Raw genomic sequence first — 13,203 nt, 5'->3', positions numbered from 1 at the left:
GCCATGACCAGCACGCGCGGGCCCAGCCGCGCCGCGAGGTCGCGATAGGCGGCCGATACGGCCGCTTCGTCGGCCAGCGCCAGCTTGACGCCGCCGACATCCGATTTATGGAGGATGCCCGGCGTCGCCGTCTTGAGAACCACCGGGAAGCCGATGGCCTTGGCGGCGGCGGCGGCCTCGGCCTCGTTGCCGGCGATGCGGTGCGCCAGGACGCCGACGCCGTAATCGGCCATCAGCGCCAGGCTCTCGGATTCATCGAGCGCGCCGCCCTTGTCCAGACGCGCTTTCCATTTCGCGCGCAAGCCCGCCGGCGCGGCGGCCGGCTTCGGCGCCGGGCGGTCGGCCGCGTCGCGCCAAATGAAGGCGGCGCGGAACGCCGCCATCGCGGCATCGATGTCGATCATGACCGGGAAGCCGCCCCGCGTCATATGCGAGGCCAGTTTGGCCTCACCGATCACGGCCATGTTGTTGACCATCACGATCGGCTTCGTGGTCCTCGCCGAGGCCCGGGCCAGGACGCGCCCATAGCCCTCATGCAGCGAATAGGCGTCGCGCGTCTCGCCGAAGAGGGCGCCGACCGCCGTGTCGGGGTCGTTGCAGAGCGCGACCAGACAGTCTTCGAAGATGCCCTCGTAATCATTGCCTGTGCCCCAGGCATCGAGCGGATTGATCGGTTCGAGGCCGTAATCGAGCCGCGCGGCCAGCTTCTGCGTCGTCTCCGCGTTGATCTTCGCGAACGGCACGCCGCGCGTGACGGCCCGATCCACCGTCAGCTCGCGCAGGCCGCCGGAATCATGCATGGTCGCGAGCCCGCCCGCCGGCAGTCTCCGCTCATGACCCAGCAGCAGCAGGGCGTTGGCGAGCTCGGTCAGGGTATCCACCACGACCACGCCATAGCGATCGAACACCGCCTCATAGGCGGCATAGTCGCCGGCGATGGCGCCCGAATGGCTGACCGCGAGCTTGGCACTCTCGGCCGTGCGGCCCACCTTCAGCACCACGATCGGGATCCGCTTGACGCGGGCCTTCTCGAGCGCCGCGATGAAACCGTCGGCGTTGCGCACCGTCTCGAGGAAGATCCCGACCACCCGCGTGGTCGGCATGTCGAGGGCGAAATCGAGATACTCGTCGCAGGTGGCGCCGAGCTCCTGGCCGGGCGAGACGGCGAGGTTGTAGGCGAAGCGATGGTCGTGATGGACCAGCGCGCTGAAGGCCGAGCCGGAATGGGTGATCAGCGTCTTGTTGCCGCCGCCCTCGACCCAGGCCGGCGGCGGGAATCCGCAGACGCGCAGGCGATGATCGAAGTTGTAGAAGCCCATGCCGTTGCCGCCGCAGATCGGCATCCCCGCCTCGCGCGCCATCGCGGCGATGCGCTCGGGCAGGCTGGGCTCGCTGTCATTCTCGAGATAGCAGCTGGCGAAGATCGTGGCGGAACGCGCACCCGCCGCGATCGCCTGCGCCAGGCTCTGCTCCAGGCGCGCATTGGCAACGCCGAGCACGATCAGGTCGGCCGGTTCCGGTAGGTCCGCGACCGACGGGTAGCAAGGCTGGCCGTCGATCTCCGTGTAGGACGGGTTCACATAATAGAGCCGTCCGGCATAGCCGCCGCCCCTGACGGTCTGGATCATCCCCTGCCCGACGCTGCCGGCCTTGGGCGAGGCCCCGATGAGGGCGACGGATGACGGCGTCAGCAAGGGGGCAAGGCGATGCAGTCTTGTCGTGATGTTCATCGGAGAAATGTGGGATCGTCGAGGTTGAGCCAGCGAGGGCTCAGGCCCCCGGTGCCTTTTATATCTCAGCTCTGGCGCGAGCTGCCCGAATCTTCGGGACCGCGCTCGGCCGGCCGTGCCGGGTCGCCCGCGGGCAGATCCGAGTTCGCGGGTCGCGGATCGATCTCTGTCAGGATGGCACGATCCTTTTCCGCTGCTTCCCGTTCGGCCGTCAGCCGCGTCTCGAAACGCCGCCGCATGGCGTCGACCGTGGGGCCGAAGGCCTCCACGAAGAAGGCCGGGTCGAGCATGGCCAGCAGCCGGCCCAGCAGCCAGGAGGACGGCTCGGTGCTCTCGTTGAGCCAGTTCTGCACCGTGTCCGTGGTGACGCCGATGCCCGCGGCCAGCTCCTTGATCGTCAGCCGGCCCTGCGGTTGCAGCCGGCGGCGCAGCGCCGCCGACAGGCGCTTGCGGTGGGCGGCCCGGCCGAAGGCGTCGGTGCCTTCCGTGGCCTCTTCGACAGGGCGTTCGAGATGCGGTGCCGCCTCGACCGCAGCGACGGCTGCCGGTGCGCCACCTGCCGCATACTGGCCGAAATGCTTCGGGAAGATGCCGGAGAGATAGAGCCGGCAGATGATCTTGCCCTGGGCCGGCGTCACCGAGTTGGGGTCGATCAGGAGATCGAACCAGAGCCCGTCGATCATCGCATTGAGGCCGTGGGCGACCGCGTCAGGGTCGAGCCCCTTATAGCCGCCCTCGGCGATCAGCCGGTCGACGATGCCCCGGGTCTCGCTCCAATAGCGCTGCTCCAGCTCCGACACGAGGGTTTCGTAGAGCGGCTGATTCGGGGCTTCCGCCCAGAAGGCGTACCAGACCGTCATCTTCTCCCGGGTGAAGATCCCGGGGCTGAAATCGGCCTCGATCATGGCTTCGAGTTGGGCCGCGGGAGAATCGCCGGCAGCGGCCAATTGGGTGCGCCAGGAGCTCTCATACTCGCCGGCGATGAATTCCAGCGTGGCCGCAAGGAGTTGCTCCTTGGTCCGGAAGTAGAAATTCACGATCCCGGGCGACATGCCGGCGGCGCTGGCCACATGACTGAGAGTCGTGGCCGCGTAACCGCGCCGCCCGATCGTGGCAATTGTTGCCTCGATCAGCTGGAGTTGGCGCGTTTCCTTTACCGGATTCAGCCGAGCCATTTCGCCTCTTAGAGTCGCTTGTTATCGTTAAGAATTAGGAAAAATGTACTATCTATATGAAATATATTGGGTTTTAAATCCGAACAATTATATGACCATTCAGTCGCCTAGACAGTATGGCCCCCGTTTTGATAGATTCACTATATACGCATTTAATGGCTGCACATAATCCCATCGGAGAAGATCATGACCAAGGCCGCCGCCCCAACAGCGACCAACAAGCGCGCCCCCTACCGCCTCGACAAGTCCAACGCCCACTTCCGCAAAGCGATCCAGAAGCTGCCATTGGGCGTGAGCTCGAACTTCCGGTACTGGGGCGACAATAACACCGTCTATGTGAAGCATGGCCGCGGCGCGCGGGTCACCGATCTCGACGACAATGTCTATATCGATTACCGGCTGGGCTACGGGCCGGCGATCCTGGGCCACTGCCATCCCGAGGTGGATGCGGCGGCCCGCGATGGCCAGCAGGTGGGCACGGTCTTCGCGCTCGGCACCGAGCGGGAGCTGACCGTCGCCGAACTGATCAGCGAGATGGTCCCGGCCGCCGAGCTGGTCCGCTTCTCCAATTCCGGCACCGAAGCGGTCATGGGTGCGCTCCGTCTGGCGCGCGGCGTGACCGGCAAGGACCACTATGTGACCTTCGAAGGCTCCTATCACGGGCTGTTCGATTCCACGATGTGGACCCTCGACACCGACACCATCCAGGAAGGCCGCGAACCCGACATCGTCAGCTATGGCAAGGGCATCCCGGGCGCCGTCCGGAACCTGTTCTGGCAGGTTCCCTATAACGACGCCGAACGGCTTGAGGACGTGCTGAAGAAGCATGGCCACACCATCGCCGCCGTGCTGATCGAGCCGATTCTCGGCAATTGCTGCGGCATCCCCTCCAAGCCCGAATTCATCAAGGCCGTGCGCGATCTCTGCACCCAGTACGGCGTGCTGATGATCGTGGACGAGGTGAAGACCGGCTTCCGCGTGCGTCGCGGCGGCGCCCAGGAGCTCTATGGCATCAAGGCCGACATCTGCACCATGGCCAAGGCCGTGGCCAACGGCTATCCGATCGCCTGCATCGGCGGGCGCGAGGACATCATGCGCAATTACGGCCGCGGCGTCGCCCATGGCGGCACCTACACCGCCCAGGCCATGTCGCTCGCGGCGGCCGAGAAGACCCTGACCATCCTGCGCGACACCGATGCGCTTGAAGACATCGAGGCCTACGGCCTCGCGATGCAGGCGGGCATGCACAAGGTGCTGAAGGCCCGTGGGATCCCCCACAGCTTCACAGGCCATCCGAGCATGAGCGGCCTGTTCTTCCGCGAGACGCCGCCCAACAATTACCGCGACTGGAAGACCAGCGACTACACCTTCTACGACACGCTGGCGCAGCATCTGATCCCGCACGGCGTCATGTGCGAGCCGGATTCGCGCGAGCCCTGGTTCATCTCCTCGGCCCACGACAAGGCCTGCCTCGACGAGACGCTCTCGACCTTCGAATATTGCGTGGACCTGACGATCGAAGAGCTGGCCCGCACGGCGAAGGCGAAGGCGGCACCGGTCATGACCGGCATCACCGCCTGATCGGGCGGAACCGAAACCTCCCTCCCCTGCGCTGCCGCACGCGGCGCAGGGGTCGGCTTCCCTAAAGAATCTTCAAAACATTTTCCGGCGGGCGGCCCAGGGCCGCCCGTTCGCCTTTGGCGTCCTTGACGACCACGATCGGCCGCTCGATCAGGATCGGATTGGCGACCATGGCGGCGATCAGCGCCGCCTCGTCGAGCTTGGGATCGGCCAGCTTCTTCTCTTTATAGGCCGGCTCGCCCTTGCGCATCAGATCGCGCGGGCCCATCCCCAATAGCTTCAAGAGTTGCTTCAGCCGTTTGGCATCGGGCGGCGTGGAGAGATATTCGACGATCGCGGGCTCGAGCCCGCGACCGCGCAGCAGCGCCAGCGTGTCGCGCGATTTTCCGCAACGTGGATTGTGATAGATCGTGACGCTCATGATGCCGGCGAACTCCCTTGCGGGATCAGTCGGCGGGCAGCAGGACTCCGGATTCGACCGGCCAGCTCACCCACACATCCCGCGCCTTGCCGTCCGCGGCATCGGCGTTGCGAGCGACATTCTGGGCCGCGACCGCGACGCGGCGCTGCAGGCCCGGCACATCGACATAGAAATGGCTGCGGTCGCCGAGATAGGCCTGGGCATTGAGCCGGCCTGCGATCGAGTTGGTGCCGCCATTGGGCCGGGTGGCCTCGATCCGCAGCTTCTCCGGCCGGATCGCCAGGGTGACGAGGCCGGCTTTGCTGATGCGGGCCTGGCCGACCGGAACCCGGAGCTTGCCGAGCGGGCCGGCATCGATGATGGCATTGGCGCCTTCGGTGCCGGCAACCGTGCCATCGATGAAATTCATGTTACCGATGAAGTCGGCGACCTCGCGGCAGTTCGGATGCTCGTAGAGCTGAGCCGATCCATCGATCTGCATCACCTTGCCGCGCGCCATGACCGCGATCCGGTCCGACATGGTCAGGGCTTCTTCCTGGTCGTGGGTCACGAACACGAAGGTGATACCGACCGAGCGCTGCAGCTGGCGCAGCTCGAGCTGCATTTCCTCGCGAAGCTTCTTGTCGAGGGCACCCAGCGGCTCGTCGAGCAGCAGCACCTTGGGCTGGCAGACGAGCGCACGGGCGAGCGCGATGCGCTGGCGCTGGCCGCCCGAGAGCTGGTCGGCGCGGCGGTTGCCATAGCCCGGCAGCTTGATCATGCCCAGCGCTTCCTCGACCTTCTGGTCGATCTGCGGCTTGGTCAGGTTCTTCTTGCGCAGGCCGTAGGCGATGTTCTGGCGCACATTGAGATGCGGGAAGATCGCGTAATTCTGGAACACCATGTTAGTCGGGCGCAGATGCGGCGGCACCACCGCCATCGGCTGGCCGTCGATGAAGATCTCGCCCGCCGTCGGCACCTCGAACCCCGCCAGCATGCGCAGCAGCGTGGTCTTGCCGCAGCCGGACGGCCCCAGCAGCGAGAAGAACTCGCCGCGCCGGATGTCGAAGGAGATGTCGTCCACGGCCTTGACCGCGCCGAAATGCTTCGACACGCGCTTGATCGAGATGAAGGAATCGTCTGCGCTCATGATGTCAAATACCCAAACCCTGGTCGGAGTTGACGCCGCGCCGCCGCATATACTCCGCAAAGGTCACGATCACGAAGGATACCACGAGGATGCAACTGCCCAGGGCCAGGGTTCCGGGCAGCTTCTGCGGGAAACGAAGCTGGCTGTAGATATAGACCGGCAGGGTGGTGTCGTTGCCGGAGAGGAAGGCCGCCATCAGATACTCGTCGAACGAGGTCGTGAAGCAGAGCAGGAAGCTCGCCACGATGCCGGGCATGGCCAGCGGGAAGGTCACGCGCCAGAAGGTCTGCCAGGCATTCTCGCCCAGATCCTGGGACGCCTCCTCGAGGTTCTTGTCGAAACCCTGGAGGCGCGAGATCAGCACCGCCATCGAGAACGGCACGCAAAGCAGCACATGGCCGGCGATGATGCTCCAAGTCGAAGGCTGCAGCCCGAGGAACTTCGCCAGGATGATCAGGAGGCCGATGGCGAAGACGATGGTCGGAATGACCAGCGGCAGCATGATGGTGAAGGTGATCGCCGCGCGTCCCGGCAGGTAGTAGCGGGTCACCGCCTTCGCAGCGAGGACGCCGAGGATCGTGCTGACCACCGAGACGAAGGCCGCGATGCGCAGGCTGACGCCCAGCGCCTTGGTCAGGCCCGGGTTATTGACCATCTCCGCGTACCATTTGACCGTCATCTCCTTCAACGGAAAGGCCACATAGAGCCCGTTATTGAAGGAAAAGAGGACGATCAGGAGCACCGGCGCATAGATGAAGACGAGATAGGCGACGCCGTAAATGAAGAGCGCGTCGTATTTGGCTTTGCCGACCATGAAGCGGGCCCCGACCTTAGGACTGTTTCCAGCGCCGGCGCCCCATGGCGCCGAGGAAGACGCAGACGATCAGCGTGATCGACAGCATCATGACGATGGAGACAGCGGCGCCCAGCGGCGCATTGTTGGCTTTGCCGAACAGCGATTGAATCAGATTGCCGATCATGATGCCCGATGTTCCGCCGACGAGGGACGGCGTCACATAGTCGCCGACCGTAGGAATGAAGACGAGCAGCGTGGCGGCGATCATGCCCGGCAGCGACAGCGGGAAGGTCACGCGCCAGAAGCGCTCGCGCGGCGTGTCGCCGAGATCGGTCGCGGCTTCGAGCAGCGACTTGTCGATCTTCTCCAGTGAGACATAGATCGGCAAGATGGCGAAGGCCGCCCAGGCGTGGGTCAGCGTGACGACCACGGCGGTCGGATTATAGAGCAGGAACTGCAGCGGGTCCTTGATGATGCCGAGGCTGATCAGGCCCGAATTGATCACGCCGTTGAAGCCCAGGATGATCTTCCAGGCGAACACCCGGAGCAGATAGCTGGTCCAGAACGGCACCGTGATGAGGATCAGCCAGATCAGCTTGCCGCGCCCGACCCGGAAGGCCAGGAAATAGGCCATCGGATAGGCGGTGATCACGACGAAGAAGGTCGTCGTCAGCGACATCATGATCGAGCGGAACAACAACACCAGATAGATCGGGTTGTTCTCGAGATCGAAGATCGCGAAATAGTTCTTCAGCGTCGGGGTGTAATCGATGTCGAAATAGACTTGCGTGCAGAAGCTCAGCACGACCAGCCCGAGGAGCGGGATGATCATGAGCGCAAGCATCACGAGAAGGGTTGGCGAGAGCAGCAGGTAGCCGCGGATGCTCTCGTTTCTGTGAAGCACGGTTTTGAAGGCAGTCCAGAGACCGCCCTGCGTTGCCGGGGCCTGACCCCGATCGGTAACGCTAACCATGACGCGACAGCCGGCGTCGTCCGGCTTCAGCCATTACACGTCCCCTCTCCCGGAAGATTTCTTGAGCCAGTCTTTTTTTGCGGCGCAATGGTGGCACCGGCCCCGGTCGGGCCACAAGCCCTTTTTTGTAAGATGACAATGAGGGTTAGCCGCCTTGCCCGGATTCTGGCGCGGATGCTAGAGTCCGGCCATCAATGACGAGATGCACCGCGACACCAGGTTGCGATCCGCATTGGCCTCGCTGCAGGGCGGTTCCCCTGTGTCCTCGGCCGCTACCGCTACGGAACCTCATAACCAAAACGGTCGAGAATGACCATTCCTCAGGGAGGAGACATCATGGATATCAAGGAATTCAAGAGCCGCCTTGCCAACCAGGACATGACCCGCCGGCAGATGGTGCAGGCGTTGACTGCCGCTGGCGTGGCTCTGGTCACCATGCCGGTGACCCGCAAATTGGCTCAAGCCGACGACAACCAGGCGACCTACTTCACCTGGTCCGGCTACGACACCCCCGACTTCTTCCCCGGCTATGTGAAGAAATACGGCGCCAGCCCGAACCTGCCGGTCTTCTCCGACGAGCAGGAAGCCTTCCAGAAGCTGATGGCCGGCTTCAAGACCGACGTCGCCCATCCCTGCTCCGGTCGCATCGAGAAGTGGCGCAACGCGAAGCTCATTCAACCCTTCGACACCTCGAAGTTGTCCAACTGGCCGGATGTGTTCGACACGCTGAAGCACATCAACACCGCCGACCAGGGTGGCAAGCAGTGGTTCTCTCCGATCGACTGGGGCAACACCGCGGTCATCTATCGGACCGACCTGGTGCAGCCCAAGGAAGATTCCTGGGACCTGCTCTGGGACGACCGCTACAAGGGCCGAATCTCGATGGGTGACGACATCACCGACACCGCGATCATCACCGCCCTGCTCATCGGCGCCAAGAACCCCTATTCCATGACCGACGACGAGCTCAAGAAGGTCAAGGAAAAGCTCGCTGCGCAGAAGCCGCTGGTTCGCTTCTATTGGAGCGACGCCACCGTGCTCGAGCAGGGCATCGCCTCGGGTGAAATCGTGGCAGCCTCGGCCTGGAACGGCACGCTCGCCAAGATGATCGACCAGGGCGTCCCGGTGAAATGGATGTCGCCCAAGGAAGGCATGCTGACCTGGGTCTGCGGCGCGGTGCTGACCAGCAACGCGACCGAAGTGGACAAGGCGCATGACCTGATCAACGCCCTGATCTCGAAGGAAGCGGGCCTCTGGCTGATCGCCTATGGCTATGGCCACTCCAACAAGAAGGCGTTCGCCGAAGCGGGCGAAGCGGCGCTGACCAAGATCGGTCTGCCCGCCGATCCCAGCGAGCATCTGAAGCGCGGCACCTTCAGCCAGGACAACAAGCGGCTTGAAGACCTGCAGCAGATCTTCGAGCAGGTGAAAGCCGGCGTGTAAGCCGATCCGCTGATACCGGCCGGCGCCTTCGGGCGCCGGCCCTCATGCTCGCCCGGCGGGGCGCCGCGCTCGTAGACAAGGCCGAGCGCTCCGTTGGGCGAACTGTTTTTGAAAGTGCCATCCCGCGTACGGGCCCAAGGACGCAACCCGACAAGACGCCAAGCATCGGAACCCAGCCATGACCCGCAATCTGCAGTTCGACACCGCCGCCCTCACCGAGCAGGACCACGCCCACATCATCCACCCCTGGATCGATCTGGGGCAGGCCAAGACCCAGGACCTCCTGATCGTCGCCGAGAGCGAGGGTGCCTATATCTACGATTCCGACGGGCACCGGATGCTCGACGGCATGGGCGGGATGTGGTGCGTGCAGATCGGCTATGGCCGCAACGAGATGGCCGAGGCGATCGCCGAGCAGGTGCGCCGCATGGCTTATTACTCGCCCTTCGGCAAGATCTCGACCCCGCCGGCGATCGAGTTCGCCACGCGCATCGCCAAATATGCGCCGGGCGACCTGAAGCATGTGTTCTTCACCACCGGCGGCTCGACCGCCGTCGATTCCGCGCTGCGCTTCGTCCAGTTCTATTTCGGCTTCACCGGCAAGCCCTCGAAGCGGCACATCATCACCCGCGAATATGCCTATCACGGCTCGACCTATCTGACGGCGTCGGTCTCGGGCAAGCCCGCCGACCGCGCCTACCTCAAATTCGAGACCGAGACGGTGCATCACCTCCCCGTCCCCAATCCCTATCGCCGGCCCGAAGGCATGACCGAGGCCGAGTTCTGCGACAAATGCGTCGCGGATCTGGAGAACAAGATCCTCGAGCTGGGGCCCGACAATGTCGCCTGCTTCATCGCCGAGCCGCTGCTGGCCTCGGGCGGCGTCATCGTTCCGCCGAAGGGTTATCAGCGCCGCACGCTCGAGGTCTGCCGCAAATATGGCGTGCTCTATATCTCGGACGAGGTGGTGACGGGCTTCGGCCGGCTGGGCGAGATCTTCGCCTCCGAGCCGGTGTTCGATCTGGTGCCCGACATCATCACCACGGCCAAGGGCCTGACCTCGGGCTATGTGCCGCTGGGCGCCTTCCTGGTCTCGGACCGGCTCTATGACGCCGTGACGGTGCCGGAGGCCAAGGGCAAATATTTCACCAACGGCTTCACCTACTCCGCCCATCCGGTTTCCTGCGCCGCGGGCCTGAAGAATCTCGACATCATCGAGCGCGAGAATCTCTGCCAGCATGTGCGCGATATCGGGCCCTACTTCATGAAGAAGTTCCGCGAGCTGGCCGACCTGCCGCTGGTAGGCGATGTGCGCGGCAGCCATCTCATGCTCTGCCTCGAATTCGTGAAGGACAAGAAGACCAAGGAGCCGATGCCGGCCGAATGGAATTTCGGCAACCGCATCATCAACGAGACCATGCCGCGCGGGCTCCTGGCGCGGCCGATGGGCCATCTCGTGGTGCTGTCGCCCCCGCTCATCATCACCAAGGCGCAGATCGACGAGGCCGCCGAGGCGCTGCGCGGCGCTATCAACGCCGTGACCGACAGCCTGATGCGCGACGGCCTCTGGCAGGGAAAAGCCGCCTGAGCTGTCGCCTGAGACCCCGGGCCGTCGCCGGCCCGGGGCGTCATGTCCGCCCCGCATCGAACCGATAGCCCGGCGGCATTTCCGTTCCGACACCTCCTCCCCGATCCTTTGGGCCTGTGTCGCCCTCAGCATCTCGGGAGAACCCCATGACATTGAAACAGGATTTTCTGCTGCCGCTGACGGCGTTGGCCATCGCGGCAGTGATCTATGTCGCCGCCTTCGCCAATCTCGCGGGCGGCCTGTGAGCCGCCCCGAACTCCGCGACTACTGAATCCAGATCTCGGCGCTGGCGCTGCGGCCGGCCTTGTCGATCACGGTGATGCGTGCCTCGCCCATGCCGTCGGGCAGCCATTCCGCCTGCCGGCGCCAAGGCTGGGCGCTCAGCGGACGCCCGTTCACCAGCCAGATCAGCGGCAGCTCGCCGCCGCTCACCTCGAGCGGCAGGCTGGCGAGGTGATCGCCGGCCTTGAGCTCGACGACGGCGCCGTCCTGCGGAAAGGTCAGGCTCGGCCCCTGGAGGCCCGAGGCCGACCGCCAGGCATAGGCGGCCGGCTGGAACCGGCGCAGGCTGGCCGGCAGCTCGCTGTTGGTGGCGAGGATGGCGCCGGCGGGCGCCGGGCCTGACGGCTTCATCAGCGCGTCATTGCCCGAGGGCGGTGGCAGCAGGTCGAAGGCCTCATAGAGGATCGGCGCCGCCGCATCGCGGCCCATGCGGCCCGGCGAGAAGCTGCCATCCGGCCGCCCGACCCAGACGCCGATGGTCCATTCCCGGTCATAGCCGATCGCCCAGGCGTCGCGAAAACCGTAGGAGGTCCCCGTCTTGTAGGCGATCTGGCGCTGGCGCCTGCCATCGCTGGCGATCAGCCGGTTCGGCGGCGGCGGCATGTCTTCGAGAATATGGGTGACATACCAGGCGGCGAGCGGGCTCATCAGCGCCTGCTTGTCGCCTTCTTTCTGATCGAGGCGGAAACGCAGCGGCTGCGTGGTGCCCTTATTAGCCAAGCCGGCATAAAGCGTCACCAGATCCTGGAGCGTGACGCCGACGCCGCCCAGCGCGATCGGCAATCCCGGCTGCTCGGTCTCCGCCGGCAGGCGCAAGGTCACGCCGCTGAGGCCGAAGCGCCGCGCCAGCTCCAGCGGACCGATCCGATCCAGGAGCGCCACCGCCGGCAGGTTGAGCGACATCTGCAAGGCTTCGCGCGCCGTCATCTCGCCGTGGAAACGGTTGTCGAAATTTCGCGGCGCATAATCGCCGAAGCGCATCGGCCGATCGACCATGATGGTCTCGGGATGGATCAGCAGCCCGTCGAAGGCGAGACCGTAGATGAAGGGCTTCAAGGTCGAGCCCGGTGAGCGCACCGCCGTGATCATGTCGATCGGGCCATGGCGGCTGGTATCGAGAATGTCGGTGGAACCGACATAGCCCCGGACCGCATGATCGCCGTTGCGCACCGCGAGTACCGCGATGGTGGCGCCGGTCTCGAGCTCGCCGCGCCGGCGCGCCACCAGCGCTTCGAGCCCGCGCTGCAGGCTGCCATCGATCGTGGTCCGGATCTCGGTCGAGGCCGGATCGGCAGCCTTGAGACGCTCGGCCAGATGGGCCGCCACCATCGGCGCCTCGAGCCGCCCTTGCGGCACCGCCTCGCTGGCGAGCTCGGCCAGCTCCGTCTCGCCGATGAGGCCGGCGCTCTCGAGACGCTGCAGCACATGATCGCGCGCGTCGCGGGCCGCGGCCGGATTGCGATCGGGCCTCACGCGCTCGGGCTGCTGCGGCAGGGCCACCAGCATCGCCGCTTCGCCGTCCGTCAGATGCGCCGGCTCCTTGCCGAAATAGAACAGCGAGGCGGCGCGCACACCCTCGAGATTGCCGCCATAGGGAGCCAGCGTCAGATAGATTCCCAGGATCTCCGATTTCGAGAAATGCGCCTCGAGCTGGACCGCTCGCGTCATCTCGATCAGCTTCGAGGCCAGGGTCCGCGGCCGCGGCTCCAGCAGGCGGACCGTCTGCATGGTCAGGGTCGAGGCGCCGGACACGATCGACCCGCTATGGATCCGCTGCCCGACCGCGCGAACCAGCGCCAGCGGATCGACGCCGGCATGCCAATAGAAGCGTCGATCCTCATAGGCGACCAGCATCTGCAGGAACCGCGGATCGACACGGTCCGCCGTGACCGGCAAACGCCAGGCGCCGTCGGCCGCCGCGAAGGGCCGCAACAGCTGCCCGTCCGAATCCTCGACCAGCACCGAGACATTCCGCAGCCGGTCGAGATGGGGCGGAAAGACCCGGTCGAGCGCGACCCCGAGCGCCAGCAACGAGACAGCCAAGGCCGCAAAACCGAGGAACAGCCGACGCCGGCGGATCCCGCC

At 65.0% G+C, this 13,203-nt stretch carries 10 protein-coding genes; 3 read left to right on the top strand and 7 right to left on the bottom strand.

What is annotated here, in order from left to right:
• Positions 1-1,730 (bottom strand): acetate--CoA ligase family protein (locus ACREE8_RS03835; protein WP_431571654.1); only part of this gene is annotated, 1,730 nt, incomplete at its 3' end.
• 65 nt (positions 1,731-1,795) lie between these two features.
• A complete protein-coding gene (gene betI / locus ACREE8_RS03830) occupies positions 1,796-2,905 on the bottom strand; it encodes a transcriptional regulator BetI (RefSeq protein WP_431571653.1) in 1,110 nt (369 codons plus the stop codon).
• A 186-nt stretch (positions 2,906-3,091) separates the two neighbouring features.
• Here betI and ACREE8_RS03825 point away from each other — a divergent pair, with 186 nt between their 5' ends.
• Complete coding sequence (locus ACREE8_RS03825) at positions 3,092-4,486, top strand: aspartate aminotransferase family protein (protein WP_431571652.1); 1,395 nt, start codon at positions 3,092-3,094, stop codon at positions 4,484-4,486.
• 61 nt (positions 4,487-4,547) lie between these two features.
• On the opposite strand, the gene arsC is transcribed toward ACREE8_RS03825, so the two are convergent.
• Genes arsC through ACREE8_RS03805 form a run of 4 tightly spaced genes read right to left on the bottom strand, consistent with a single transcriptional unit; the run spans position 4,548 to position 7,736 of the window.
• Positions 4,548-4,910 carry an arsenate reductase (glutaredoxin) gene (gene arsC, locus ACREE8_RS03820; RefSeq protein WP_431571655.1) on the bottom strand — a complete coding sequence of 121 codons (363 nt, stop codon included), beginning with the start codon at positions 4,908-4,910 and terminating at the stop codon, positions 4,548-4,550.
• Between the two features lie 22 nt (positions 4,911-4,932).
• Positions 4,933-6,036 carry an ABC transporter ATP-binding protein gene (locus tag ACREE8_RS03815; RefSeq protein ID WP_431571651.1) on the bottom strand — a complete coding sequence of 368 codons (1,104 nt, stop codon included), beginning with the start codon at positions 6,034-6,036 and terminating at the stop codon, positions 4,933-4,935.
• A gap of 4 nt (positions 6,037-6,040) precedes the next feature.
• A complete protein-coding gene (locus ACREE8_RS03810; protein WP_431571650.1) occupies positions 6,041-6,850 on the bottom strand; it encodes an ABC transporter permease in 810 nt (269 codons plus the stop codon).
• Between the two features lie 16 nt (positions 6,851-6,866).
• Positions 6,867-7,736, bottom strand: coding sequence for an ABC transporter permease (locus ACREE8_RS03805; protein ID WP_431571649.1), 870 nt, complete (start codon positions 7,734-7,736; stop codon positions 6,867-6,869).
• Positions 7,737-8,141: 405 nt separating this feature from the next.
• On the opposite strand from ACREE8_RS03805, the gene ACREE8_RS03800 reads away from it, so the two are divergent.
• Together ACREE8_RS03800 and ACREE8_RS03795 are read left to right on the top strand one after the other, a co-directional pair.
• A complete protein-coding gene (locus ACREE8_RS03800) occupies positions 8,142-9,248 on the top strand; it encodes an ABC transporter substrate-binding protein (RefSeq protein WP_431571648.1) in 1,107 nt (368 codons plus the stop codon).
• A gap of 178 nt (positions 9,249-9,426) precedes the next feature.
• Positions 9,427-10,836, top strand: a complete 1,410-nt coding sequence (locus ACREE8_RS03795; protein ID WP_431571647.1) for an aminotransferase — start codon at positions 9,427-9,429, stop codon at positions 10,834-10,836.
• Positions 10,837-11,100: 264 nt separating this feature from the next.
• Here the strand turns inward: ACREE8_RS03795 and pbpC are convergent.
• A partial coding sequence (pbpC, locus tag ACREE8_RS03790) for a penicillin-binding protein 1C (protein ID WP_431571646.1) occupies positions 11,101-13,203 on the bottom strand: 2,103 nt, incomplete at its 5' end.

Source organism: Hypericibacter sp., from assembly GCF_050729195.1.
GTDB lineage: Bacteria > Pseudomonadota > Alphaproteobacteria > Dongiales > Dongiaceae > Hypericibacter.
The sequence above is the reverse complement of the archived record's forward strand: the minus strand, read 5'-3'. Positions and strand labels throughout refer to the sequence as shown.